This is a genomic window from Chitinophaga pendula (genome assembly GCF_020386615.1).
Lineage (GTDB): Bacteria > Bacteroidota > Bacteroidia > Chitinophagales > Chitinophagaceae > Chitinophaga > Chitinophaga pendula.
In genome coordinates, this window is sequence record NZ_CP077769.1 from 5,830,354 (window position 1) to 5,856,117 (window position 25,764).

At 47.8% G+C, this 25,764-nt stretch carries 22 protein-coding genes; 14 read left to right on the plus strand and 8 right to left on the minus strand.

Annotated elements, in window-relative coordinates; all coding sequences use genetic code 11:
• Nucleotides 1-32: 32 nt before the first annotated feature.
• The gene (porU, locus tag KTO58_RS21555) at nt 33-3,458 is read right to left on the minus strand and encodes a type IX secretion system sortase PorU (protein WP_095837414.1); all 3,426 of its coding nucleotides are present in this window, start codon (nt 3,456-3,458) and stop codon (nt 33-35) included.
• A 386-nt stretch (nt 3,459-3,844) separates the two neighbouring features.
• On the opposite strand from porU, the gene KTO58_RS21560 reads away from it, so the two are divergent.
• A complete protein-coding gene (locus tag KTO58_RS21560) occupies nt 3,845-5,398 on the plus strand; it encodes an SUMF1/EgtB/PvdO family nonheme iron enzyme (protein ID WP_095837413.1) in 1,554 nt (517 codons plus the stop codon).
• A 169-nt stretch (nt 5,399-5,567) separates the two neighbouring features.
• On the opposite strand, the gene KTO58_RS21565 is transcribed toward KTO58_RS21560, so the two are convergent.
• The 3 genes from KTO58_RS21565 to KTO58_RS21575 form a co-directional block, all read right to left on the minus strand.
• Nucleotides 5,568-5,927: a c-type cytochrome gene (locus KTO58_RS21565; RefSeq protein ID WP_095837412.1), complete on the minus strand. Its 360-nt coding sequence runs from the start codon at nt 5,925-5,927 to the stop codon at nt 5,568-5,570.
• A gap of 122 nt (nt 5,928-6,049) precedes the next feature.
• The gene (gene bcp / locus KTO58_RS21570; RefSeq protein ID WP_198315160.1) at nt 6,050-6,505 is read right to left on the minus strand and encodes a thioredoxin-dependent thiol peroxidase; all 456 of its coding nucleotides are present in this window, start codon (nt 6,503-6,505) and stop codon (nt 6,050-6,052) included.
• Between the two features lie 14 nt (nt 6,506-6,519).
• Entirely contained in the window at nt 6,520-8,217 is a 1,698-nt protein-coding gene (locus KTO58_RS21575) for a M23 family metallopeptidase (RefSeq protein ID WP_198315159.1), read from the minus strand.
• A gap of 346 nt (nt 8,218-8,563) precedes the next feature.
• Between KTO58_RS21575 and gldA the strand changes: the two genes are divergently transcribed.
• The 7 genes from gldA to KTO58_RS21610 all read left to right on the plus strand — a co-directional run bounded on the left by gldA (nt 8,564) and on the right by KTO58_RS21610 (nt 15,112).
• Nucleotides 8,564-9,475 carry a gliding motility-associated ABC transporter ATP-binding subunit GldA gene (gene gldA / locus KTO58_RS21580; protein WP_095837410.1) on the plus strand — a complete coding sequence of 304 codons (912 nt, stop codon included), beginning with the start codon at nt 8,564-8,566 and terminating at the stop codon, nt 9,473-9,475.
• 75 nt (nt 9,476-9,550) lie between these two features.
• On the plus strand, nt 9,551-10,843 hold the full coding sequence (gene eno / locus KTO58_RS21585; protein ID WP_095837409.1) for a phosphopyruvate hydratase: 1,293 nt from the start codon (nt 9,551-9,553) through the stop codon (nt 10,841-10,843).
• Between the two features lie 155 nt (nt 10,844-10,998).
• On the plus strand, nt 10,999-11,316 hold the full coding sequence (locus tag KTO58_RS21590; protein ID WP_095837408.1) for an FtsB family cell division protein: 318 nt from the start codon (nt 10,999-11,001) through the stop codon (nt 11,314-11,316).
• 173 nt (nt 11,317-11,489) lie between these two features.
• On the plus strand, nt 11,490-11,699 hold the full coding sequence (locus KTO58_RS21595; protein WP_095837407.1) for a hypothetical protein: 210 nt from the start codon (nt 11,490-11,492) through the stop codon (nt 11,697-11,699).
• A gap of 82 nt (nt 11,700-11,781) precedes the next feature.
• Entirely contained in the window at nt 11,782-12,432 is a 651-nt protein-coding gene (gene nth / locus KTO58_RS21600; protein WP_095837406.1) for an endonuclease III, read from the plus strand.
• A 206-nt stretch (nt 12,433-12,638) separates the two neighbouring features.
• Nucleotides 12,639-13,847, plus strand: a complete 1,209-nt coding sequence (locus KTO58_RS21605; protein WP_095837405.1) for a nucleoside permease — start codon at nt 12,639-12,641, stop codon at nt 13,845-13,847.
• A 74-nt stretch (nt 13,848-13,921) separates the two neighbouring features.
• Nucleotides 13,922-15,112, plus strand: coding sequence for a Gfo/Idh/MocA family protein (locus tag KTO58_RS21610; protein WP_095837404.1), 1,191 nt, complete (start codon nt 13,922-13,924; stop codon nt 15,110-15,112).
• Between the two features lie 81 nt (nt 15,113-15,193).
• Here the strand turns inward: KTO58_RS21610 and KTO58_RS21615 are convergent, their stop codons facing one another.
• Nucleotides 15,194-15,790: a DUF6134 family protein gene (locus KTO58_RS21615; protein WP_095837403.1), complete on the minus strand. Its 597-nt coding sequence runs from the start codon at nt 15,788-15,790 to the stop codon at nt 15,194-15,196.
• Between the two features lie 333 nt (nt 15,791-16,123).
• Between KTO58_RS21615 and KTO58_RS21620 the strand changes: the two genes are divergently transcribed.
• Complete coding sequence (locus tag KTO58_RS21620; RefSeq protein ID WP_095837402.1) at nt 16,124-16,849, plus strand: hypothetical protein; 726 nt, start codon at nt 16,124-16,126, stop codon at nt 16,847-16,849.
• Between the two features lie 57 nt (nt 16,850-16,906).
• Here the strand turns inward: KTO58_RS21620 and KTO58_RS21625 are convergent, their stop codons facing one another.
• The 3 genes from KTO58_RS21625 to KTO58_RS21635 all read right to left on the minus strand — a co-directional run bounded on the left by KTO58_RS21625 (nt 16,907) and on the right by KTO58_RS21635 (nt 20,253).
• Complete coding sequence (locus KTO58_RS21625) at nt 16,907-17,704, minus strand: hypothetical protein (protein WP_157752802.1); 798 nt, start codon at nt 17,702-17,704, stop codon at nt 16,907-16,909.
• A gap of 50 nt (nt 17,705-17,754) precedes the next feature.
• Nucleotides 17,755-17,937, minus strand: a complete 183-nt coding sequence (locus tag KTO58_RS21630) for a hypothetical protein (protein WP_095837400.1) — start codon at nt 17,935-17,937, stop codon at nt 17,755-17,757.
• 468 nt (nt 17,938-18,405) lie between these two features.
• Nucleotides 18,406-20,253 carry a 2-oxoacid:acceptor oxidoreductase subunit alpha gene (locus KTO58_RS21635; RefSeq protein ID WP_095837398.1) on the minus strand — a complete coding sequence of 616 codons (1,848 nt, stop codon included), beginning with the start codon at nt 20,251-20,253 and terminating at the stop codon, nt 18,406-18,408.
• A 266-nt stretch (nt 20,254-20,519) separates the two neighbouring features.
• Between KTO58_RS21635 and KTO58_RS21640 the strand changes: the two genes are divergently transcribed.
• The 5 genes from KTO58_RS21640 to KTO58_RS21660 all read left to right on the plus strand — a co-directional run bounded on the left by KTO58_RS21640 (nt 20,520) and on the right by KTO58_RS21660 (nt 25,317).
• Entirely contained in the window at nt 20,520-21,266 is a 747-nt protein-coding gene (locus KTO58_RS21640) for a Bax inhibitor-1/YccA family protein (RefSeq protein WP_095837397.1), read from the plus strand.
• Between the two features lie 383 nt (nt 21,267-21,649).
• Entirely contained in the window at nt 21,650-21,967 is a 318-nt protein-coding gene (locus KTO58_RS21645; RefSeq protein ID WP_095837396.1) for a hypothetical protein, read from the plus strand.
• A 923-nt stretch (nt 21,968-22,890) separates the two neighbouring features.
• On the plus strand, nt 22,891-23,637 hold the full coding sequence (locus tag KTO58_RS21650; RefSeq protein WP_095837395.1) for a head GIN domain-containing protein: 747 nt from the start codon (nt 22,891-22,893) through the stop codon (nt 23,635-23,637).
• Nucleotides 23,638-23,675: 38 nt separating this feature from the next.
• On the plus strand, nt 23,676-24,335 hold the full coding sequence (locus KTO58_RS21655) for an RNA polymerase sigma factor (RefSeq protein ID WP_095837394.1): 660 nt from the start codon (nt 23,676-23,678) through the stop codon (nt 24,333-24,335).
• 4 nt (nt 24,336-24,339) lie between these two features.
• The gene (locus tag KTO58_RS21660) at nt 24,340-25,317 is read left to right on the plus strand and encodes a FecR family protein (protein ID WP_095837393.1); all 978 of its coding nucleotides are present in this window, start codon (nt 24,340-24,342) and stop codon (nt 25,315-25,317) included.
• The last annotated feature ends 447 nt before the right edge of the window (nt 25,318-25,764 follow it).

Sequence of the window (25,764 nt, forward strand, 5' to 3'; positions counted from 1 at the left end):
CCTGGTATCAGCTCCTACCACACTCGCATAGGCTATAATCGCATTAATTTTCCACTTAAAACTCTTTTCCTCCCTTCCTGCGAGACAGTCAGCCTGTAATAATATATGCCGGGTGCAGCATGTGCTCCGGAATTTGAGGTACCATCCCAAAGCATGCCTTCATAACGTTGACCGGACACTTTTATTGTCTCTCGTTTACTTTTTACCAGCTGCCCGGCACCGGTAAATACCTCTAAATGGAGCTCCAGTAACTGACCTTGTTGGTTGTGATGAAAGAAAAATCGGGTTACATCATAAAAGGGATTCGGATAGTTGCCCGCTTCTTCTATCGCCAGCGTGGATGCTTTTACCACTTTAAAGCGGATCCTGGCCTTCCCTGAATTGTTGTAGGTATCCCATGCTCTCACCTCCAGATCATGCCACCCTTCCGGCAGGTTGTACAACGGATAACGTATACTTCCCCGGCGGTAACTATTCAAAGATGCTTCAAAATAATCATTTAAAATGAAATATTCACCTGTGCCATCCAACATTCCTGTCATTTGATGCCCAATACCATATCCCGTCGTATTGATCCCGCTACTATCCGCCAGGTGTACCAGCAACACAGGATTTTCACCTGTGATCCCTCCATCCTTAAACCACTCATTGTCCAGGTACACCCTAATAGCAGGTCCCGTTTCATCCTTATCTGCTACAGCTGTACCTCCTATCTGCACAGCGCCCAGCACACCAGCGGCGTCCACCTTTTCCCCTGCTGCATAATACACGATCTTCCCCTCTCCTGCCTTATAATCAATATCCTTAGGCACCACAAAAGTATAACGGAACTTTCCTCCGGCCACCGTATGCCGGCCGCTATACAGCACATTACGCTGCACCGTATAATCCGCCACCTCACTCTCCGGATCATTTCCCAACGTCCGCTTCACCGAAGGCTTATCATACACTGTACTATAGATCATTCCCGTAAAGTCAGTCACAGGCTTGCCGTCTAGATCCTCCACATGTCCGCTTACTTCATACATTCCCAACGCCCGCAAAGTATCCACACCAGCTCCCACTGCCATACCATTGATGGAATCCGTTACCACCTTATAAGAAGGAAATGCTAATGTCAACGCCGGATCACCCAGCAGTTGGAACTTCCGGTTGTTGGCAATATCACCGGATGTACGATAAGTCTCATTCTTTGCCCGCATCGCCGCCATGCCCATACTGGGCATACGTCCCGACGCACCTGGTGTCAAAGCTGCATGTAGATAATTCATGTGTATCACCCGATTGGAATAGGCTAATACAGCACGCGTAGTGGTCATGAGCGCTATCACACCACCATCAGGTTGCAATAGTAGCTTTTCTCCCAGCGATAAGATCGCAGGATTATCAAAGGGGGCAAAGTCACAGGTCGCCGTTACTAACAATGGTAAATGACCGGCCGTCTTCCATTCTGTCAACGCCGCATCTGTTACCACCGCCTCCTCTGCCAACCGCGTATAACTACCATGCCCCGAATAATTCCAGATCAACATCCCATTACTCATCCCACGACGGATCGCCTCATTCACCGCCGGATAGCGACTCCCCCCTGCTCCCGCTATCTGCGGGAAAGCATCCAGGTATACCTTATCAGCGGTCAACACCGCCGCCTGCCTAGCAGCCACTGCACTTACCGCCTCCGCATCTTCCAGGTGCAGGTTGTGATCCTCATCATCCGCTACAAACATCATCCGCGTACGCCAGCTGCCAAAGTGATCCGGCGAGTGATATCCTGCTATTTTGTCCACAACCTGCTCCGCCTCTCCCAACTGCCGCACCGGTATCCGCCCGATAGCGATATCCAACAGGTTCTTACGCCCGCTATCAAGGATATCATCATCATCATCGAGGAACCCGTAATAATCATCCGTACCATAGGAATTAATAGCATCCGTAGAAGCTGCACTCTGCCACGTAGGCACCAGGTTAGTATTATTTGCTACCCGGTTTTTATAATCATAGGAGGCATCCCCAAAAAGTAACAGGTACTTACCTGCCTGCCCCCGGTCATAATACATCTTCAGAAAATCCCGGATGGCCGTCGGATCAGGAGTGCCGCCGGCAAACTCCAGGTATACCTGCTGCACGTCTGTAACCTGCACACTCAGCCCATCATGGGCCTGATGATAGGCCGCCAGCCGCCGCGCCGCCGGTAGTAAGGCCGCTGTGGTAATAATGATCATGTCCGCTCCGCTGCTGCCATGCAGGTCCTGATTCGCTACCGCCCCCAATGGAAAAGGCCGCATGGCCGCCCCTGGCGTAAACGCTACAAATTCCCGCAATAGCCCGCAGTCTCGGCGGAACGTCACCGAGTCCGCATACACTTGCGTCTCCAACTGCACCGGCTGATCAATAGTACTTACATCCCAGATCGACACAGGCATCCCTTTTACCCGCAGCTGGTAAGCTGCCACCCCGCCGGTATTGACACTGCCCGCATCCCGGAAAGCCAGTTGCCCCGCCGCTGGCATCGCCAGTATACTCCTCCCCTGCACCTCCAGGTAGTCCAGCCACCCTTGCGCACCTGCACCTCTCGGTATGAACCGCAACCGAATATTCACGTCCTTCGTACGGACCGCCGTCTGAAAACTACCACTGGCCACACTGGCCACCCCTTCAAAAATATTACCGCTCACCGGCGCTATAAAAACAGTCCCGGCCAATTCCTCATTCACCGCTAGCTCAAAACGGCTCCCGACACCACTTCTACCTGCTACCCGCGCCTTCACACGCAAACCACTGCTCCCTTCCACCATCGGCAGCGTAAAAGGATAATAACGGGTAAGCCCCCCATTGTCACCAAAAGAGCGCCCCCACCACTGCTTACCACTATTCAGCAGATTCACACTATCCTGCTCATAAAAGGCGTAGTAATCATAACTGTCTACACGACGGTTTACTGCGGCGGTAGTACCCTCTTGCGCAATCCGCTTACCTTCACCGCCGGTCGTCAGGAAATAATAGGCAGTATCGCTATAGAGATGATAAGTATGACTGTAACTGCCATCAAAAGATTGGTATTGCCAGCGATGAGGCCCGGGAGCATAAAATAATAAGTAATCATTCCCGTCCAATATCCCGTCCCCTCCGTCCGATACCTGCAACGCCACCTCCCGCAGATCATCCGGGCGGCTGCGCTGATTATCTTCCGGCAATAGCTGCCCACCGTTCCCATATAGTCTGATCGTTCCGGCAGACAACCGGTTGGTATTGATCCCCAAACTTTGTAATAAGGAAATATCTATCTTATACACCCCGCCAGCTGTTATCCCTAACTTATACCAGCTCCCGGATGCCAGCACAGAATGCGCCGCATAGGGCCGTCCACCGCCTGCTAACGTATCCCCCCGTAACACATCTGAAGGACTCGCCGCCGCAACGCTGGTCATCAATAGGCATAGCAACACAACATATTTCATCTGGGAAATCCTGGCATTTTTACAAACCTACTGTAAATAATGAAATAAAATATATATGTTTACAGCGGCTGCGAAAAAGCTGTAATCGTCACACTTTAGATAAAATACTACCAGTGTAATCCATATCCTTGGCCATTGATGCGCTTCACGACCCGGTCACAACCGTCGTTTCCAACCAACATCAAACCACTCCCGGTACCTGGTTTTACTTAGGATAATGGTATATTATCTTTACGTAAACGATCCGCCACAACAATGGCAAAGGCCGCTTCCCTGCTAGATACAGGGCCATTTTCAACGGTCAATTACAGATTAATTTTTTTCGCTATAAAATAAAAAGAATTACATTTGCGTTTATCAAAAGAAAAATACAAAAGCTGAATCGCATGCGTAGATTAACCTCTGTATCATTGCTCCTAGGCACCGGCATATTGCTATCCATGACGTCTTGTAACAAAGACGGCGGCGGTGGGCTTTTCGGCAAGAAAAAAGATAAATCTTCCGCTACCGGTTGGAGCTATAACGACCCAAAGATGGGTGGCTTCACCGTAGCTAAAAATAAAGACCAGCAAACCGGCCCGGGTCTTGTATTCGTTCAGGGTGGTACCTTCGCAATGGGGGCCACAGAACAGGATGTAATGGGCGACTGGAATAATATCCCTCGCCGTATTACCGTATCCTCCTTCTACATCGACGAATCCGAAGTATCCAACGTACACTACCGCGAATACCTCTTCTGGATTAAAAGGGTGTACAACGAATCCTTCCCCGAAGTATACCGCAAAGCACTGCCCGATACCCTCGTTTGGCGTAGCGAACTGGCATACAACGAACCACTGGTAGAATACTACTTCCGCCACCCGGCATACAACGACTATCCAGTAGTAGGTGTAACTTGGAAACAGGCCACCGACTATTGTAAATGGCGCTCCAACCGGGTGAACGAAAAACTCCTCATGGACAAAGGCCTCCTCTCCAAAGCAGACGTAGCCAACCAGGCCGATGACAACACCTTCGATACCAAAGCATATACTGCCGGTCTCTATGAAGGCACCCCTGGTAAAATGTCCAAAGGCACCAAAAGCCAGTTCAAAAATGCAGATGGCACCCCCCGCCGCGCAGAGTTTGAAGATGGTATCATGCTCCCGGCATACCGCCTCCCCACTGAAGCAGAATGGGAATACGCTGCCCTCGGTTACATTGGGCAGAACCCCTCCTCCTCCAAAAAAGAAGGTAAACGTGGAGAAGAGCTGATCATGAACAAACAGATCTACTCCTGGGGTACCAACACCGCCGGCCTCCGCGACATCCGCCGTGGCAACTGGCAAGGTCAGTTCCTCGCCAACTTCAAACGTGGATCTGGTGACAACATGGGTATGGCCGGTGGTCTGAACGACCGCGCTTCCATCCCTGGCCCTGTCCGCTCCTTCTTCCCCAATACATTTGGTATTTATAACATGTCCGGTAACGTAGCCGAATGGGTACTCGACGTATATCGTCCCCTCAACCCTATCGATGGCGATGACTTCAACTACTTCCGCGGTAATAAGTTCGAAACCGTACTTATGAATGGTGAGAATGAACCCGAAAAAGATAGCCTCGGTATGCTGAAAATGCGTGCCATCACCGACGAAGAAAGTGCCGGCCGTCTGAACTACCAGAAAGGAGATGTGATCAACTACCTCGATGGTGACTCCCTCTCCCAGGTACAATATGGTTACGGTATCACCTCCCTCGTGAATGATAAATCACGCGTGATCAAAGGTGGTAGCTGGAACGACCGCGCTTACTGGCTCTCTCCAGGCAGCCGCCGCTTCATGCAAGAAGATATGGCCACCAATACTGTCGGATTCCGTTGCGCAATGGACCGCGTAGGTAGCCCGGAAGGTAACCGCTTCAAAACCGGTAACCTCTTCCGCAAACAGCGTCAAAAGAGATAACGCCAACTTTACGATAGGAACGAGAAAAGCCTCCCCGACCGGGAGGCTTTTTGCTGGTATACCTTATCGCTATACACAAAAAAATACGGTCATCCGCAGATAACCGTATGCATAGCATCATAGCATTACATGCTTAATAATTTTTTTTACGTGTCCGCAGTATCCGCAACTATTGCGGCATATTCCGCGTGATCCATGCCTTCAACAGCTCCTTCTGCTGCTGTGTCAGCGTACGGCCGCCTATCGGCATACGACCAGATTGTACCGCATCATTCAAACGTGCACCATTCGTCTTCGCATTATCGTAAGTATCCTCATACTTCCACGCCCGCGAAGCACCCCCCGTGCCACCATGGCAGCCAGAACAATTGGTCTTCAAAAGATCTTTCGTAAAGTTGGTATAGCTAACATTATTAGCAGTCACAACATTGGGGTCCTCAGGGGGAGTAGGTGCTGGCGCCTCTTTTTTGGTACAGGACAGCAATAATAGTGATAACGATGCCAACAACAGGGGCAGGCGTGTCTTCATAAATACACTTAATTAAATGAACAATAGAGTGGTCTTCCTATCCGTATACGACACCTGATCGTAAATGGTTGCCTCACCCTATCGTATCTGCTGTGTAAATTAACACACCATACCACACCTCACTAAGCACCTAATATCTCCGCAGTATGATCCTTTGTATTCGGCTTGGTAATGATCCTTTCAATCACTCCTTTTTCATCGATCACAAACGTTACCCGGTGTATACCGTCAAATACACGTCCCATAAACTTCTTCTCGCCCCATACACCATATTGCTCAATGATCTCCCGCTGCTCATCCGCCAGCAAAGGAAAAGGTAGCTCATATTTCTCTGCAAACTTCGCATGCCGTTGCGCACTGTCTGCACTCACACCTACCACCACATACCCCGCCTGCTGCAAAGCTGCATAGTTATCTCGCAGATTACAGGCCTGCGCCGTACACCCCGGCGTCATATCCTTCGGATAGAAATATAACACCACCTTCTTACCCTTAAAGTCTTTTAACGAAACGGTATTACCATGCTGGTCCGTCCCTTTAAATATAGGAGCTTTATCCCCTTCTTTTAAATGCATCATCCTATAATAGCTGATTAACGTTTAAATGTAAATGTATGTACCTTCTCATTCCCTACTTCATCCGTAACGGTCAGCTGCAGGGCATGTGCGCCAGGCCCGCAATGTTCGTCAAATGTATAGGTCAGCACATTACCCCTCCTGGATAGTAACAACCACTTACCGTCCAGCGTAGCCCGGTAAGTTTTGATACCACTCGCATCACTCATCGCAAACGACAACTTTGCCGCCTTAGCCAGGTTACTGCCGTTTTTCAGTCCGCCGACAGTCGTCACACTAGGTGCGACCGTATCTATCTCCAGGTGAAAATCGCCGAAATCCCTGAACTTCCCTTCATACCAGCCATTCACCAATGTCGTCGCAGACACACCCTCTCCCAATCCGCTACGCACCATGATCACCTTATTGGTCAGCGAAGCCGGCACCTCCTTGGTAGGCTTCATACGCAGGGTATAATAATCGTGAATAGGTACCAGCGCCGTATGCAGCCGGTAAGTGTTGGAATAAGCTTTCGGATTAGCATTAGGCAACTCCCGGTAGTTAAAACAGATTCTGTCATACAACGCCGCTTCATCCAGGTAAAATTCCACCTGGTTATTTTCAAATATATTCCTCGACTCCGGATACATCGTATTCGCACAAGCAGGAGCATCCGTCGGCTCCCCCGATTGTTGCAGGGAAAATTTCACCGTAGAACTATTACCGTAAGCATCTTTTACCAACAACTTCACCGGATGCGCAGCACCGTCAGACAGATCAATCGTACCATCCCCCTTGATATCATGGTAAATACCCAGGTTATTGCCTGGCAGGGAAAAAACTAATTGCAAATAAGGCCCACCACCCTTCTTCACCTTGTAGTCCACATGTGCATTGATATAACGGGTCTCTTCATAACCGATGTCATCCAGCTGGAAGCCAATGCTGGGCACATCATTATCAAACAACAACACCTCATATATCCCATTCGCATTGGCCGAATTACTCTGACGGTCGATCGCGTTAATCGCAACCCCAGCCTGCGAAGCCCTCACCTTTACCACCGGCTGCGTCGTCACATACTCCCCATCCACTTTCTTCACCGGCAACATCACAGGTGTCTGCTCGTAAATGCTTTTCTCCATATCGTACACCGCTACACGAAATACCTCCGGCGTCCGCGTATCAGGAATATCAAAACCAAACAACATCGGGTTCAATGGCTTCTCCGATTTAGTATTACGTATCTCGAAATGCAGATGAGGACCGGCAGATCCACCCGTATTACCACTCCAGGCCACAAAATCCCCTTTCTTCACCGGAAACATCCCCGCCGGTATCTCAAAGTTCCCGGCCCAGGATTCCTGCTTATACTGCTGCTGTTTTATATAAGCTGCCAAAGCAGGATAATAACCGTTCAAATGCGCATACAAAGTCGTATACCCGTTCGGATGTGTAAGGTATAAGGCATAACCAAATCCCGAATGAGATACATTCACCCGGCTTACATAACCGTCAGCCGCCGCATGAACAGGCAGATTCTCCCGCTGCGCAGTCTTAATGTCTATACCGGAATGAAAGTGATTAGGACGCAACTCCCCAAAATTGCCCGCCAACTCGATCGGAATGTTCAGCGGATTTCGAAAATACCCCTGCGGATAACTCTTCCCTGGTAAATATTGTGCTTGTAATAACTGTGGTAGCAAACAACAAATACCTGCTATTATTCTTTTCATACACATAATTGCAAAAGTAAGTGCTTAACACTAATTACCTGCCCTTAGTTCAAAAACACCTGCCCCTACCTCATTCAGTATCACCGTTTTTAACATATCTCTAACGTCTGCACATCTTTTCGCCATACCCATTCCTATAATATTCCTGTATCATTCCTATAGCATTCGTATAGTCATTGTATAAGCTAGGCATATAGTTGCATATACAATGCTTATACAACGCTTATACAACCTATATGCAACAAATCGACAACTAACTGACAATCAATTCGCTATACAAATAACGATTTTTCACAATTTAATAGATGCGTTATTTCTTTACTTTAGTGTCTCCAAAAAAAGAGCCATGTCAATAGAAGTTGCTGCATTGGGTAAGAACTACGGGGAACAGAAAGCCGTAGACAATATTTCATTCCGGCTCAATAAAGGGGAGATCGTCGGATTCCTCGGTCCCAACGGTGCCGGCAAATCCACTACCATGAAGATGATCACCGGTTACCTCCCCCCTTCCTCAGGTACCGCCAGCGTCTGTGGCTTCGATGTCACCCGCGAGCCACTACAGGTACGCCGCCGCCTAGGATACCTCCCCGAAGCCAATCCACTGTACCACGACATGTACGTACGTGAGTTCCTGGGCTTCATCGCCGATGTACACCTCCTTGGCCCTAAAAAAGAACAGCGGATCTCCGAAATGATAGGCCTCACCGGCCTCCGCCCCGAAAGCGGTAAAAAGATCGGCGCCCTCTCCAAAGGATACAAACAGCGCGTAGGCCTAGCACAAGCCCTGCTGCACGACCCGGAAGTACTCATCCTCGACGAACCCACCTCCGGCCTCGATCCTAACCAACTGGCAGATATCCGCTCCCTCATCAAAGACCTGGGTAGTGACAAAACCGTCATACTCTCCACACACATCATGCAGGAAGTCACCGCCATGTGCACCCGGGCCATCATCATCAACAAAGGCAAATTGGTAGCAGACGATACCCTGCAACACCTCCAGGAAGGCAATAACACTTCCGCCCACATCCAGGTAGCCTTCGGCGAACCCATCACCCTGATCGAACTGACACAACTGCCCGGCATCACCCAAGTCATCCCACTGGAAAATAATACCTGGCAGCTCTACGGACCAGAACTGGAAGCCATCCGTAAAAACCTGCTACATTTCGCTTTGATTAATAACCGGAACATACTTTCTTTGCAGAGCAATTCGCAAAGCCTCGAAGCTATCTTCAGGCAGCTCACGCAACAATAGCCCCGGTAAACGACCGTAAATACCGGTAGTAGCTCTTATAAAACTGTATCTTAAATCTTTAAACTTTACAATATCATGAGTATCATTTCAGAGATCCATGCCAGGCAAATACTGGATAGCCGCGGAAATCCTACAGTAGAAGTAGATGTAACCACAGAAGATGGCCAGTTCGGCCGCGCTGCTGTTCCATCCGGCGCCTCCACAGGTAAGCACGAAGCAGTAGAACTACGCGACAACGACAAGAGCGTATACATGGGTAAAGGCGTTATCCAGGCAGTGAGCAATGTTAACGACATCATCGCTGAAGAACTGATTGGTCTCGACGTAACCGACCAGGCAGGAATCGATAAACTCCTGATCGACCTCGACGGTACTCACAATAAAGCCAAACTGGGCGCCAACGCTACCCTCGCTGTGAGCATGGCCGTTGCCAAAGCCGCCGCAGAAGTAGCCAACCTCCCCCTCTATCGCTACCTCGGTGGCGTTAATGCCAACACACTGCCCCTGCCCCTGATGAACATCCTCAACGGTGGCGTTCACGCAGATAACAAAATCGACTACCAGGAATTCATGATCATACCCGTAGGTGCAGCAACCTTCTCCGAAGGCCTCCGCTGGGGCGTGGAAATTTTCCACCACCTCAAATCCGTACTCAAAAAGAAAGGATATAGCACTAACGTAGGCGACGAAGGCGGTTTCGCTCCCGAAATCCAGAGCAACGAAGAAGCCATCGAAACCGTACTCCAAGCCATCGAAGCCGCCGGCTACAAACCAGGCGAACAAATCGGTATCGCCCTCGACGCCGCCAGCAGCGAAATGTTCAACGACGCCGACAAAACTTACAAATTCTACAAAAGCTCCGGCAAAATCATCACCAGCGACGAAATGGTCGCCTACTGGGCCGAATGGTGCAAAAAGTACCCCATCCTCTCCATCGAAGATGGTATGGCAGAAGACGATTGGGACGGCTGGAAAAAACTCACCGAAGCAATCGGCGCTAACGTACAACTCGTAGGCGACGACCTGTTCGTAACCAACGTAAACCGCCTCAAACAAGGCATAGACCAGGATATCGCCAACAGCATCCTCATCAAAGTAAACCAGATCGGTACCATCACCGAAACCATCAATGCCGTTAACATGGCCCACAAAGCTGGTTATACCTCCATCATGAGCCACCGCTCCGGCGAAACAGAAGATACCACCATCGCTGACCTCGCCGTTGCACTCAACTGCGGCCAGATCAAAACCGGCTCCGCTTCCCGTACAGATCGTATGGCCAAATACAACCAACTGATCCGTATCGAAGAACAACTGGGCGAAACGGCCTTTTTTCCGAAAAATTCCGTTAAATTTGGTAAGAGATAAGCCTTCCGCTTATAACGATACTACAACTAAGTAAGCCGCCGCTTACCAACATAAGCCGGCTTAATAGCAACACCAGCTATAATTAGTGGTCAATATTTCCGGGTACTGGGTCACTCCAGGACCCGGAATCTTTTAGACAACCTTATTAAACTGTCATGCCAGCGATCAAATCATTCAAAGTGCCTAGCTACCTACGCAACAAATACTTTGCGGCAGCACTCGCATTTGTCATCTGGCTCGCGTTCCTCGACCGAAATAACCTCCTGTCCCAATACCAGCTACAATCAGAAGTAAATACCCTCGAAGGACAAAAAGAATTCTTTAAATCAGAAATAGATAATACCCGCAAAGAACAACAGGAACTACTCTCAAGCCCCGAAAAATTAGAGAAATTCGCCCGCGAAAAATACCTCATGAAAAAAGACAATGAAGACCTCTTCATCGTCACAGAAACCCCCAAAGAAAAAAAATAGTCATCACCCGCTACCCCTTGCCCCGTCCATAAAACGACCCGGACATCAACAGACATCAGTTATCTATTTCACGTATTTATACGTTTTTTGCATAGATTTTGCAGGGAAATGACAATACTTTTGCCCATTCACCGTTAATACAGTGCGATACTATTAACCAAACTTTTTACTGCATGAGTAATTTTACACATTCCACTACCACCCCAATCACTGATAGCCGCTCCAACTCCAAAACCCAACAAGAGCTGCTCTCAGCAGAAGAACAAGTCTGCCTGCGCCAGGCCCTCGACTCCCTGATCTGCTCCCCAAGAGCATCCACACTCGAAGCCATCTTCAAATACGCAGAGACCCACACTTCTAATAACACACCGGAACACCGGTAAGACCAACATACGATCCGCTTTAACACCCTTTGTCAGCCATCCACATGGCCTGTCCATCATCGACTTTTTCTATCTTTACAACATGACAAAGAAAGAGCGCTTCGCATTCGTATTGGACTACTTCGAAAAACATGCACCAAACGCCGAAACAGAACTGATCTACGATAATACCTACCAACTCCTGGTAGCCGTAATCCTGTCTGCCCAATGCACCGATAAAAGGGTCAACATGACCACCCCCGCCATCTTTCAGCAATACCCGGATATCGAAAGCCTCAGCCACGCCACCTTCGACGATCTCTTCCCGCTCATCCGCAGCATCAGCTACCCCAATAACAAAACCAAACATCTCATCGGAATGGCCCAAATGGTCATCGAAGACTTTAATGGCGAAATACCCGCTACCGTACCAGAACTGGTCAAACTACCAGGCGTAGGCCGCAAAACAGCCAATGTCATTACCTCCGTCGTACACCACCAACCCAATATGGCCGTCGATACCCACGTATTCCGGGTATCCGCTCGCATCGGCCTTACCACCAACGCCAAAACACCCCTCCAGACCGAACAACAACTACTCAAATATATACCCACAGAAAAGGTACATATAGCCCACCACTGGCTCATCCTGCACGGCCGGTACATCTGCCTCGCCCGCTCGCCAAAATGCGAAGAATGCGGCCTCAGACCCGTCTGCAAATATTATCAGCAAAACCTTCGGAAAGGCTTCTAAACACCACTTGCTTCATCAAGTCGGTTTATGTATCTTACTGCCCGTAAAAATATTTCCACGTTATGCCGTCATCTTGACTCTTATTGGCTACTATACAACTGAACAGCAGCTATATAGCTATTTGTCAACACATTGACAGCAAAGTATTTTTATTATCTTAAACCTTTATTAATCTATTTTTCTCAGATCCAACAAGCATCAGCATTATGAAACTAACTACCAGAGTGCAATTGTCTACCATGATGTTCCTCGAGTTCTTCATCTGGGGAGCTTGGTTCGTAACAATGGGCACATTCCTGCTCACGCACCTGCATACCTCCGGTACCCAGGTAGGTGTAGCGTACCTTACACAATCCATCGGCGCCATTGTCGCTCCTTTCATCATCGGCCTCATCGCCGATAAATTCATCGCAGCCCAGATCATCCTCGGTATATTGCACATCGCCGGCGCTATCCTCCTCTGGGTAGCCAGCACCGCCGTCGACTTCGATGGCTTCTACCCCCTGCTCCTGGTATACATGATCCTGTATATGCCCACCCTCGCATTAGTCAACTCTATCTCATTCCGACAAATGCAAGACCCTAGCAAAGAATTCCCTCCTATCCGACTCCTCGGTACCCTCGGCTGGATCATCGCCGGCCTCGTAATCGGATGGCTCGCGTGGGAGAAAAATGGCAACCTCGCCCTTACCTTCAAAATGGCAGCCATAGCTTCCGCCATACTCGGCGTATTCGCATTCACCCTGCCACACACACCTCCACTGAAAAAAGACCAGAAAGTATCCGTAAGCGATATCCTCGGCCTCGACGCTATCCGCTTACTGAAAAATAAATCTTACCTCCTGTTCTTCCTGTCTTCCGTAGCCATCTGTATCCCACTGGCATTCTACTATAACTTCACCAACCCATTCCTCAATGAAGTAGGTATGAGCTCCGCCGCCGGTAAACAATCAATGGGACAGATATCCGAACTCCTGTTCATGGCCCTCATGCCCCTCTTCTTCGCACGCCTCGGCGTAAAGAAAATGCTGGCAGTAGGCATGCTCGCCTGGGTAGTACGCTACGGACTGTTCGCATACGGCAACGTAGACGCAAACTACTGGATGCTCATCGGCGGTATCGTATTACATGGTATCTGCTACGACTTCTTCTTCGTAACCGGTCAGATATACACCGATAACCTCGCCGGCGAACGCTTTAAAAGCGCCGCACAAGGCCTCGTTACCTTAGCAACATATGGCGTCGGAATGCTGATCGGATTCCTCATCTCCGGCCCTATCGTAGATAATTTCAAAACAGGCGAAACACACGACTGGCACAGTATCTGGATGATACCCGCCGGTATCGCCGCCGTTGTACTGGTATTGTTCCTCCTCTTCTTCAAAGACACCAATACCAAAACACAAACGAAATAAAATAATCACACACGATTCTTATCTACGGCTGCTCCCAACGGGCAGCCGTAGTCACCTAATAATAAACCGAGATTATGAAAAAGATTGCCATGCTAGGCTCGGGTTTCATCGGGCGATTTTACGCAGACTCCCTGCAAGGACAAAGAAGCAGAGACAAGATCGTTAGCATCTACTCCCGCCGCGAAGAAAGCGCCAAAAAGTTTGCAGCAGACTATCAGGTAGCTCACTGGACCACCGATATGGAAGCAGCAATCGCACACCCGGAAGTAGATGTTGTCTGCATCTCCCTGCCCAACAACCTCCATGAAACAGCAGTAAACCTATGTTGCAAACACAAAAAAGGGGTAATCTGTACTAAACCCCTGGGCCGCAACGCCGAAGAAGCCAAACGGATGCTCGAAGCAGTGGAAAAAGCCGGTATCTTCAACGGATACCTCGAAGACCTGGTATATACCCCCAAATTCCTCAAAGCCCTCGATAGCGTTAAAAATGGCGCCCTCGGCCGCATACTTTGGGCCAAATCCAGAGAAACACATCCCGGCCCCCACAGCGAATGGTTCTGGGATAAAGAACAAGCAGGCGGTGGATGTATCCTCGACCTCGGATGCCATTGCGTAGAAATCGCACGTAGCTTCATCGGTAAAGACATCAAACCCATCGAAGTAATGTGCTGGGCCGATACACAGGTTAAACCCATCGACGCAGAAGACCATGCCATCGGCCTCGTAAAATACGAAAACGGTGCCATCGGTCAGTTCGAAGTAAGCTGGACCTTCCGCGGAGGCCTCGACCTCCGCGACGAAGTAATGGGCACAGAAGGGACCATCTGGCTCAATAGCTTCCTACGCACCGGCTTCGATATGTTCACCACCGGTAAAGGCGCCGACTACGTAGCAGAAAAAGCAGAAAGCAACAGCGGCTGGCTATTCCCCGTAGGCGACGAACTCAACGAACTGGGATACAACCACATGTTCGCCGATATGTTCAACGCCATGGAAAATGGCCGCCCCCCACAAGAAACATTCTACGACGGATATGTCGTTAACGCCGTACTCGACGCCGCCTACCGCAGCAGCGCCAGCAAACAGTGGGAACCCGTTAAACTCGATATTTGGAGAGGAAAAGAAGGCATCGGTAAAGACAAAACACTCACCGAATACAACGAACAATACTACCTCGTTAAAGAAGAAATGACTCACTTCGGCGCCAAAAAACTCATCCTGAAAGATAAAAAAACCGGACAAATCATCGAAAAAGTAGACTGATACACGCCTCCGGAATAAAAATTGGGGAACTATCGCCTGCTAATCAGGTATAGTTCCCCAATAAACCTAAAAAAACGAACATTAACTGGTCTTCTTGAAGTATGCTTTCCCAAGTGTATGATTCACCTCTACTTCTACCAGTAAGCCCTTAATATACTTGTAAATATTACGTTTCCCCTCCGGCAAATTCAGCTCATACTGCCCATTCCCTAAAGCCTTCAAGGTAAGGAACTGACCCAACGTCTCCGAAAAGATACGCGACACATCCCGCGGCTCAGAAAAATATAACTCCGCGACCGTATGCTGAATATTCGTATTACTCAATACCGAACGATCCCCATTGTGTACCACCACATAGTCATTCCCCTCCCGCTTGGTGATCGTAGCCTTGTCCTCACCAGACTTATTGCTCTGACGTACAGAACGGGCCTGCAACAGTAAATTATCCCTGAACTCCACACTCAGATCACTGTTCATCTTGGACAACAACATCATCTGTACCCGGCTTTTGATCAATATATGCCGGACAGATCCATTCTCCTTCTTTTGTACCTCAATAGTACCAATAGTGTTATTACTGCCAATTCGAATGTCAAAGGTATGGGTCTGTGCAAACAGCGATGATGTCATCACGATACCTCCAAAAGTCAACAGTATTATAAGAAATATGCCTCTCATATATACGCGTTTAAACGTCCACGCCTACTAAAACTTGCTCCGCAGGATGTTATCTGAAAATACGAAAATTATATACTTATCCGGTATTTAAAATGTAATGGCACTCTTAACGGTTGGCGCTGTTGCTCCCTTGTTCCTGTCTGATTGAAAAAACCCGCCCGGCCTTTATTTCTTCAGTTAACCAATAAGTAAGGCCAGGCAGGGTGTCTGTACCTAGTTCCTACATATAACGTTTCAAAAGCCGGAACCCCTACTTCCAGGTATTTATTTTTTTGCGTGTACACATTACAAATTGCTACCCTAACTTGCAAACTAAAACGATCATTTAACAATATGAACTACCGTATCAGAAAGACCTGCCTGCTCCTGCTAGCCTGTATTGCCTGCTCTTGCGCCCTAAATGCCCAAACAACTACCACCAAAGCCTGGGAAATTACCTACCGGCCCGTAATGGAAATGCAAAAGTCAAATGCCACAACCGATTCGGACAGCAGCGACTTTATTATTAAAGCGTTTACAGAAGAATTGGCGGCCTATCTGAAGAAAGATTCAGCACCGGCACTGCACTGTTTCCTGGCCGACACCCGCTTACGAATAGAAACCAACGATATGTCCCACACGATCGAACTGGGCAATAAAAAAGATAGCACCTCCTTCATTCTCAACGTGGGCGACTCCTCCGTCACTAAAACAACCCTACTACGCCCTAATCTGGCCTATGTAGGCGATTCTATGATCGTATTGGATGATAGCAGCTACCGTATCACCCTGACAGAAGATACCGCCTCATTCGCCGGCATAGTGTGCAAAAAAGCCCGCATAGAGATCCTACCACTGGCAGACAAAGACAGCGATATCTTCGTATGGTACGCACCCAATCTGCCGCAGATGTATTGGGACAAATACAACTACCTGGCTCACATACCAGGTTGCGCCCTGGCCATACTCTCACAATCAAGAGGAACGCAGCTAGGCATCAAAGCTGTCACCGCCCGGGAAGTAACGGTTCCAAACGCTTTGTTTGAGCTGCCCAAAGGATATAAGATCTCCGAATACTAAATAAAAAAAGCCTGTGAAGTATACTTCACAGGCTTTAAAATACTTTCATGCTAATACCTATCGCTCCTGCCGGGATTCCAGTTGTTTGATCCGCTCCTGCTGCTGCTCCACCTTCCTGTTCACCTCTATCAGGTACAACGTTAACTCCTCTATCTTTTGCAACAATAGTTTATTCATCTCTCCTACATCCACACCGTCCGCTAATACCTCCCGCTCCGTAGGTATACCAGGCAAATGCCCGTTATCCCGGATAAACTGCTGCAACTCCTGTAAACTGATCAGGCTATAGGACGGATGAAATACAAAGTCCGACCAGCCTGTCATCGTTACTCTCAATCGCTGCGCCCCTATAGACCCGCCTACCGCCAGCTTATAGCCACCCGGATTATCCGTACCGATCGCTACCTGCCCGTTATCTTTGATACGCAGCCGCTCCTTTAGATCTGCAGCCGTACTACCCGTCGAAGTGGAAAACACAAGATCCATTCCCTGCACCAGCGCACTGTTAGGCACAAAATTGTTGATCCGCTCAGCACGTATACGAGCCCCGATCTGGTCCTGTTCAATATCCCTCCAGGTATGAAAGTCAATATTGTAACCGCCGGAAGAACCACCGTAAGGTACCGCTTGGTTACCAGCATCATTAGCTACTCCAAACGTCAATGCCGCATAGGGACTATTAGCACGTATATTACCTATATGTAAGGCCGCTCTGGGATTACTAGTAAGTAGTCCTACTTTGCCATCCTGCCGCAAAATCGAAACATAATCGCTTCTGAGACTACCATCATTGTTATAACCGAAAATCGTAAAGTTGGCGCCAGTGGCATTTACGCCGTTTTCAGCTCCTTTCATACCGACCGCCCAACGGGTTTTGCCATCGCCATGCAATAGGTGAAAAGTACCTACTCCCCATTATCCGAAGCCAGTACTGACTGAAAATATGTTGCCCGCACACCACCAGTCATATTTATATCAGTAATCTGGGGCGTATTATTAGGTATCGGATTCTCCCGGATATATTGCGCATCCGTCTGCTGCAAGCCCATGGCCAGCATTCCGCTGATAAGTACAGAGATCTTTTTCATAAATAAATTCGTGATTAGCTGCCGGTATAACAGCTTGTTAAGGATAAATTAGTCTACATACAGTATTAAGTTCGACAATAGCCGTATTACTACAGCATCACAAATAAAAATCTTTTCTCTCATATCGCCGTATGAATGTTCAATTAAGTTTCACACAGTTTTTAGATACCCCGTCTTATATCCCTATATCATTATATACATATATCCCTTATGCCCTATACCCCAATACCCCATATATCTCCTATCCCTTGTATACACTGTATCCATATGCCCTATATATACCCTGTATCCGTATATTCCTTATATCCCTATCGCTGGTATGCCCAGTATCCGCATATCCCTTATACCCCTACCCTTTATATACCCTGTATCCATTAAACTCCTTATAACGCCGATCTATTATATCCTGCACAAAACAAAGCGGCCGCCTTTTGCAAGACAGCCGCTTCAATAACATATCACTTCAACTTACAGTAATTCCTTGATCTTCGTAACCAGTTCACCCTTGGTGATCGGTACCCCCATGATCTTATGATACCCCTGTGCATCTATCAAGAACTGGTCACGGATGATCTTGATCAGCTGACCATTGTTGATCTCAGGGATCAAAACCTTGTCGTAGCTATGTAAGATGTCACCCAGGTTCTTAGGGAACGGACGCAAATGCCGCAGGTGCGCATGCGCCACCGCATGACCTTCCGCCAGCAATTCCAATACAGCACTTTTTATAGAACCATAGGTAGAGCCCCATCCAAGTACCAGTACCTTCCCCTTCTCCGGTCCTATCTCGATCTGCTGCGCGGGAATATGATCCGCGATCTTATCCACTTTCTCCTGACGGATCTTCACCATCAATTGGTGATTCTCCGGGTCATAACTCACATTACCGGTAATGTTCTGCTTCTCAAGACCACCGATCCGGTGCTCTAGCCCCGGCGTACCGGGTACCGCCCACGGACGTACCAGGTTCTCATCACGATGGTAAGGCAGGAAATGTTCCTCTCCTTCCTCCAATCCCTTCTTAAACTTCACCGCGATCTTAGGCAGGTCTGCAGTCTTCGGAAAACGCCACGGCTCCGCACCGTTGGCAATATATCCGTCACTCAGGAAGATCACCGGCGTCATATGCTGTACCGCAATACGGAACGCTTCAAAAACACCGTCAAAACAATCAGATGGAGTAGACGCAGATACAATAGGCATCGGACACTCCCCATTACGGCCATAATATGCCTGCAACAGGTCAGATTGCTCTGTTTTTGTTGGCAAACCAGTAGAAGGGCCACCCCGTTGTATATTGATGATCAGCAAAGGGATCTCCAGCATAACCGCCAATCCCATCGCCTCACCCTTCAAGGCCATACCCGGACCGGAAGTAGTCGTTACCCCCATATGCCCGCCATAAGAAGCACCGATCGCCGATGTAATACCCGCAATCTCATCTTCCGCCTGGAACGTACGCACCCCGAAATTCTTATACCGACTTAACTCATGCAGAATATCCGAAGCAGGCGTAATAGGATAAGTCCCCAGGAACAAAGGCAATCCGGATTGCTGAGAACCGGCAATCAAACCGTAAGCCAACGCAGTATTACCAGTAATACTCCGGTAAGTACCGGGCTCCATACGGGCTTTCTCTACCCGGAAACGGGTGCTGAAAGCCTCTACCGTATCCCCGAAATTATATCCCGCATGCAACGCCTTCAGGTTACTGTCCAGTATCTCCTCTTTCTTACCAAACTTCTCCTTCAGGAAATTTTCCGTACTCTCCATATCACGGTCATACAACCAATACAGGAAACCAAGCACAAACATGTTCTTCGCACGGTCCTTCTCCTTCATACCCATGTTGATCTCCTTCAGCGCTTCCCGCGTCATCTTGGTCACATCCATCGTATGCAGCTGATAATCAACCAATGAACCGTCCTCCAATGGGTTTACCCCATCCGGGTAATTGGCAAGACGCAAGTTCTTGGCATCAAAACCATCCGTATTCGCAATGATGATCCCCCCTTTCTTTAATCCCTTAAGATTGGCCTTCAACGCGGCAGCATTCATAGCCACCAACACATCGCAGGCATCCCCGGGAGTGAATATCCGGTTTGAAGAAAAGTGCAGCTGAAATCCACTTACCCCCGGCAATGTCCCCTGTGGAGCGCGTATTTCCGCCGGAAAATCCGGGAACGTACTCAGGTCATTACCGATCAGCGCTGTATTATTGGAAAATTGGGTCCCTGTTAATTGCATACCATCCCCACTATCTCCCGCAAACTTTATCACTACATCTTCTATCTGTTGAATCGAAGTATTAGACATTTGATGATCTGTTTAAGGCTGTAAATTTAGCAATTCGCCGGCTAGTAACCACACCCACCGGCAGATTAGCTGCTTCCTGACCGCAAAAGTACACAAAGCCAGTAGACTTTGGGTGGCGTAAAGCCATACAGACATAGCAATTTGTTATGCCCAATAACCGCAGGTTATAACCATATTCATTATTTTCCGACCACTATCCCACGTTTACCCTATCCACCATTACAGGGAATATTGTATTTTAGCAGCAGACCAAATTTTATTTTAAAATGGCATTATTTGAATCCAATAACCCTGTACTGAAGCAGCGTACTTTCGAACAAGCATCATCCGAGTCCTTTTCACAAGGCGCTATGACCATCAAAGGCACTGTGAATAAGATGATATTCCTGCTGCTCATGGTAATGGCCGCAGCCGTATTCTCCTGGGGAACATTCACAAAAGAACCCGGCACCGTGATGCCTTACCTGATTGGAGGCGCAATCGGCGGCTTCGTACTCGCACTGATCATCACCTTCAAAAAGGAATGGGCGCCTTATCTGGCCCCAGCCTACGCATTGGCTGAAGGTCTCTTCCTCGGAGCCATCTCTGCCATGTTTGCCAGCCTCTATGAAGGAGTGGTGTTGCAAGCGGTAGGACTTACATTCGGCACTTTCCTGGCCATGCTGATCTTGTATCGTGCACGCATCATACGCGCTACAGAACGATTCCGCTCGATCATCATCACCGCAACTGCCGGTATCGCAATATTCTACCTGATCGCTATGGGCCTGCGCTTCTTTAACATCGATATTCCAATGCTCCATGAAGGCAGCACCATCGGTATCGTATTCTCTCTGGTAGTAGTAGCCATCGCCGCACTCAACCTCATCCTCGATTTCGACCTGATCGAAACAGGAGCAGCACATGGGGCACCTAAGTATTTCGAATGGTACGCCGCCTTCGGCCTCCTGGTAACCCTGGTTTGGCTCTACCTGGAAATACTCAGACTGCTGGCTAAATTTAACAGAAGATAATCCCTGATCATAAGATTATGATTACAAGGCTGCCCCGGAAAGGCAGCCTTGCTTATTAGCTCCCTATTGCATATTCCACTCCTTATTGCACGCCCCACTATGCCTCTCCCCACTGTCGGTTCGACAGTTCGCCTCTAACCATTACTACTTTGTTAAAGCTGTAATCCTTTCTTGTTAAGTCTTTTGTAAAGAATTGTTAAAGGATTCTCACAACGAGATGGACCGCCCTTATGGCATGGTAATTGAATTTTATCCCTACAGATGAATGTTTGAAAAGTGAAGCAAGCGTTTAGTTTTTAAGAGTAAGAATAGGGAGATGCCATTCAGAACTCCCGCTACTCACTAACCATTCTTTTATTGTTAAACCATTAAAATTGTAGGCTATGAACAGGATTAAAGTAGGCTTGATAGCATTGGCCGCAGCAGCAGTAGGAACATTTTCATTTAAAGGCATCGAAAATGGCTCAATTACGGGTAAAGTAACGCCCGCAGATGCAGCCACCGAAGCATGGGCCATAAAAGGTACAGATACCTTAAAAACAGCTGTAAATGATGGTGCTTTCTCCTTCCAGGATGCTAAAAACGGTACCTACACTATCGTAGTAGATGCCAGGGATCCATTTAAAGACGCAGTAGTAAATGACGTGAAAGTGGAAGACGGAAAAGCCACCGACCTCGGCGAAATTAAATTAGCTCAATAATTAAGATAGCAATAGTTGGTTTTCATAGGGGTTAATCAAAAAGCCGGTTCCATACTTCCGTATGGCCGGCTTATTTTTTTGCGCCAAGTCGCCCCCTTTTCCTTACCGCCCCATCCTTCCGTGCTCCTATCGTCATACTTGACAGTCCCCTTTCCTGCTCAACACAATCTCCAGCAGATCTCTCCTCCCTTTTCAGCTGTACTATCTGGTCCCGCACTAATTCTACCCCTGTCTCCTTTATAACTACTCAGTCATTCTCCATTTTTCTCCATTTTTTCTCCATTTTCCCTCCATCCTACCATCCTTTTCATTTACACGACATGATCCTGCACTAATTTCCCTATCTCCCATCCGGCTACTTAGTCGTTCACCATTTTTCCTTCTTTTCATCTATCGCCCTTTTCAACACCTCCTATCTGGATCTGGTCCCGCACTAATTCTACCTCTGTTTCCTATACACTTACTATCCATTTACCATTTTTCCTCCCTTTCAAACATCCTACCCCCCCTTTCATCTAATACTACATGATCCTGTATTCATTCGCCCCTATCTCCCATACGCTTACTTACCCATTTACCATTTTTCCTCCCTTTCAACCATCCACCTCCCCTTTTCATCTAATACTACATGATCCTGCATTCATTCGCCCCTGTCTCCCATACGCTTACTTACCCATTTACCATTTTTCCTCCCTTTCAACCATCCTACCTCCCCTTTTCATCTATCCTTCCAGGTCCTGCAACAATTCACCTGTCTCCTATCTGGTTACTCAGTCCCCCTTTCCCGACCTTCCACACAATATCCTGTCTCCCCGTTTGCGCGATCAGATCGCTCCACACTTCCACAGTTTTCCCAACTTGATGACTTTTTTTTACCCATATAGGGGTACTTTTCGCTTCTGCCGTTTTATTTATAAAGCGCCATGAGAAAAACAGAGATACCCCTTCAAGGTAACCTAAACCTACGTTGGATACTGCTGATTCTGTGCATCATCAGTTTCGTATCCAATAGTTGCGAACGGGACAATATCTCTGGCTCTGGAAGGATCATCACCGAAAAACGGGAAGTAGATCGCTTCACCGCTATCAGTGTAAGCGGACCATTCCATGTGGAGCTACTGCAAGGACTAAGGGAACCTGTACGCATAGAAGCAGAAGACAATATCGTACCAGCAATAGAAGCTTACGTAAGCGGAACCATGCTTCGTATCAGGCTGAGAAGAGGAGTTAATCTCCGTCACTTTCGTGAAATCAAAGTATACGTACAATCTCCTGTTTATGAACAGGTAAGTTTTTCCGGTTCGGGCTCCCTGACTACACCGGATATCCTGCACTGCACCGATCTTCTCTGTGAGATCAATGGCAACGCAGCCACGCAGCTTAACTTGCAGGCAGACAGACTAGACGTACAGGTCAATGGCAGCGGTAACGCCAGACTCGAAGGCCAAACCCGCCTTTATAAAAGCGAGATCAATGGCAGCGGAGATGTTATCGCACACGGATTGCAGACAAAAGAAGCCCGCATCCGTATACATGGATCCGGCAACCATTCCATTAGCGTCGAAGAACTAATGGATATCAGGATACTCGGCAGCGGGGACATCAGATACAAAGGATCTCCCACTATCCGCTCCAGTATCATGGGCTCCGGTAGGCTCATCCGGATATAGGATCCGCCGCATTTATTTCTTCTCTTAATTACTGTCACATGAAGGGTATTACTATGTTGACGCAGCCGGTCAATAGTAGCGGCAATAAGATTACTAAACGCTATTTTTGCACTATGCCCGAAAATGCCAGGTTGCTTCAACTTTTACAGGAAAATGAACAGACTTTTATGGAAGTCTTGTTCCACTCCTACTTTCCGCTGGTTTGTAAAACCATCTACCGATTGGTACAGGATACACAAACCGCGGAAGACCTAGCGCAGGAAGTGTTCATTAAAATATGGAATCGTCGCGATAGCCTGCATGACGTATATTTTAAAGCATACTTACATAAAGCAGCGATTAACATGGCTCTGGACTATATGGATAAAAATAAACGCCGTGGTCAACACATGCCCCTGGAAGAAAGCATCGTCCTCACAGACGCACCTTCCTCCAACCAAAGCCTGAAAGAAACCAACGCCCGTGTCCAGAAAGCTATCAATGAACTGCCGGAAAAATGCAGAGAAATATTCATCCTTAGCCGGTTTGAAGAAATGACCTACCGGCAAATCGCAGATACCTTAAAAATATCTGTTAAAACAGTAGAAAACCAGATGATCACCGCATTGAAAAAATTAAGAGTCTCCTTGCAGGATTACCTGGCCACCATACTGCCGGTAGCCATAGCACTATTATTATCATTTTTCGCACAATTCTAATGTTATGCCTCAATACAATGACCATATAGAAACGCTGATCGTGAGGTCCTTCGACAATAGCCTCACCCCGGAAGATCAGGCGCACCTGCAGGCATGGCTGCATAAGGATATTGCCAACCAGCAATATTATAACCTCATCAAAAAAACCTGGGCCATCGCAGGCCAGGCCGACAACGATTTCATTCCGGATACCGCCCGCAACTGGGAACGCTTCCGCCAACAGATCATGCCAGCCAAGGTTTCCTTCATACATAAATACCGCAACGCCATCCGCATTGCTGCTACCCTCATCGTAATAGCAGCAGCAGCCACCATCTGGCATACCTTCTTCTATCATCCCATGATCGACATTACCACCGCCGCTCATGAAAAAAAGAATATTACCCTCCCCGACGGATCACAGGTATCGCTCAATCAAAATAGCCATATTCGCTATGCCAGCAACTTCAATGGCAACGAAAGAGCAATACAACTGGAAGGAGAAGCCTTCTTCAACGTATCCCAACAGGTAGATAAACCCTTCATCGTAAACGCCGGCAATACCCGCACCCAAGTACTGGGCACGTCCTTCCATATCCGGGATGATAAAGCAGGCAATGTAGCCGTATCAGTAGTAACAGGAAAAGTAGCCTTCTCCGCTACCGGCAACGAAAGGAAACTGGTACTCACCCAGGGCAATCAAGGTATCGCCACCCCCGATAAACCAGTCCAGGAAAGTAAGATCACAGATCCCAACTTCATGGCATGGAAAGAAAATAAACTCATCTTCCGTGATACCCCACTTTCCGTGGTCATCAAAAACTTGGAAGAATACTTCAATATCGACATAGAAGTGATGAACGATACATTACTGTCTTACACTTATACTGGTACCTTCGACCACCCCAAACTGGAAGAAGTACTGGAAGTAGTAAGCGAGTCCACGGACCTTAACTGGAAAAAAATCCAGGATAAATATGTATTAAGCAAACAAGTACAGTAAATCGTATCAATGATAGAACTTTACACAACACTACTTACTAACCCAATATATCTACAAAAGCACCCTGCTATAAACGCTTCCCGTATAGCAGATTCCCCCCGCATTTTACCTTTATACCTATTAGCTGTACTGTAGCAATTCTTACGATATCAATAATACCAATACCGCCTGTATCGCCTATATCACACCTTCCGTACCATCATACTTCTCTTGACTAATGTCACATTCACCTCATCTGTACAGTCACCTCATCTGTACTGCCGTCCCTTTCCTGAGTTTTCCCCTAATACGTTTCCCCAATACATAATCACTATCCCCCATTACTCCACCTATCGTCTCTTCTTCATTTATTTCCAAAAAACGAAAAGGGATAAGATAAAGCACATACGACATATGATATGATCGCATACACTTTACCTTATCCCTTTACAAAGGATAATATTATGA

Excerpts from the sequence above, each read along its gene's own strand:
- porU (WP_095837414.1), bottom strand. The coding sequence starts at position 3,458 with ATGAAATATGTTGTGTTGCTATGCCTATTGATGACCAGCGTTGCGGCG.
- KTO58_RS21560 (WP_095837413.1), top strand. The coding sequence starts at position 3,845 with ATGCGTAGATTAACCTCTGTATCATTGCTCCTAGGCACCGGCATATTG.
- KTO58_RS21565 (WP_095837412.1), bottom strand. The coding sequence starts at position 5,927 with ATGAAGACACGCCTGCCCCTGTTGTTGGCATCGTTATCACTATTATTG.
- bcp (WP_198315160.1), bottom strand. The coding sequence starts at position 6,505 with ATGATGCATTTAAAAGAAGGGGATAAAGCTCCTATATTTAAAGGGACG.
- KTO58_RS21575 (WP_198315159.1), bottom strand. The coding sequence starts at position 8,217 with ATGAAAAGAATAATAGCAGGTATTTGTTGTTTGCTACCACAGTTATTA.
- gldA (WP_095837410.1), top strand. The coding sequence starts at position 8,564 with ATGTCAATAGAAGTTGCTGCATTGGGTAAGAACTACGGGGAACAGAAA.
- eno (WP_095837409.1), top strand. The coding sequence starts at position 9,551 with ATGAGTATCATTTCAGAGATCCATGCCAGGCAAATACTGGATAGCCGC.
- KTO58_RS21590 (WP_095837408.1), top strand. The coding sequence starts at position 10,999 with ATGCCAGCGATCAAATCATTCAAAGTGCCTAGCTACCTACGCAACAAA.
- KTO58_RS21595 (WP_095837407.1), top strand. The coding sequence starts at position 11,490 with ATGAGTAATTTTACACATTCCACTACCACCCCAATCACTGATAGCCGC.
- nth (WP_095837406.1), top strand. The coding sequence starts at position 11,782 with ATGACAAAGAAAGAGCGCTTCGCATTCGTATTGGACTACTTCGAAAAA.
- KTO58_RS21605 (WP_095837405.1), top strand. The coding sequence starts at position 12,639 with ATGAAACTAACTACCAGAGTGCAATTGTCTACCATGATGTTCCTCGAG.
- KTO58_RS21610 (WP_095837404.1), top strand. The coding sequence starts at position 13,922 with ATGAAAAAGATTGCCATGCTAGGCTCGGGTTTCATCGGGCGATTTTAC.
- KTO58_RS21615 (WP_095837403.1), bottom strand. The coding sequence starts at position 15,790 with ATGAGAGGCATATTTCTTATAATACTGTTGACTTTTGGAGGTATCGTG.
- KTO58_RS21620 (WP_095837402.1), top strand. The coding sequence starts at position 16,124 with ATGAACTACCGTATCAGAAAGACCTGCCTGCTCCTGCTAGCCTGTATT.
- KTO58_RS21625 (WP_157752802.1), bottom strand. The coding sequence starts at position 17,704 with ATGAAAGGAGCTGAAAACGGCGTAAATGCCACTGGCGCCAACTTTACG.
- KTO58_RS21630 (WP_095837400.1), bottom strand. The coding sequence starts at position 17,937 with ATGAAAAAGATCTCTGTACTTATCAGCGGAATGCTGGCCATGGGCTTG.
- KTO58_RS21635 (WP_095837398.1), bottom strand. The coding sequence starts at position 20,253 with ATGTCTAATACTTCGATTCAACAGATAGAAGATGTAGTGATAAAGTTT.
- KTO58_RS21640 (WP_095837397.1), top strand. The coding sequence starts at position 20,520 with ATGGCATTATTTGAATCCAATAACCCTGTACTGAAGCAGCGTACTTTC.
- KTO58_RS21645 (WP_095837396.1), top strand. The coding sequence starts at position 21,650 with ATGAACAGGATTAAAGTAGGCTTGATAGCATTGGCCGCAGCAGCAGTA.
- KTO58_RS21650 (WP_095837395.1), top strand. The coding sequence starts at position 22,891 with ATGAGAAAAACAGAGATACCCCTTCAAGGTAACCTAAACCTACGTTGG.
- KTO58_RS21655 (WP_095837394.1), top strand. The coding sequence starts at position 23,676 with ATGAAGGGTATTACTATGTTGACGCAGCCGGTCAATAGTAGCGGCAAT.
- KTO58_RS21660 (WP_095837393.1), top strand. The coding sequence starts at position 24,340 with ATGCCTCAATACAATGACCATATAGAAACGCTGATCGTGAGGTCCTTC.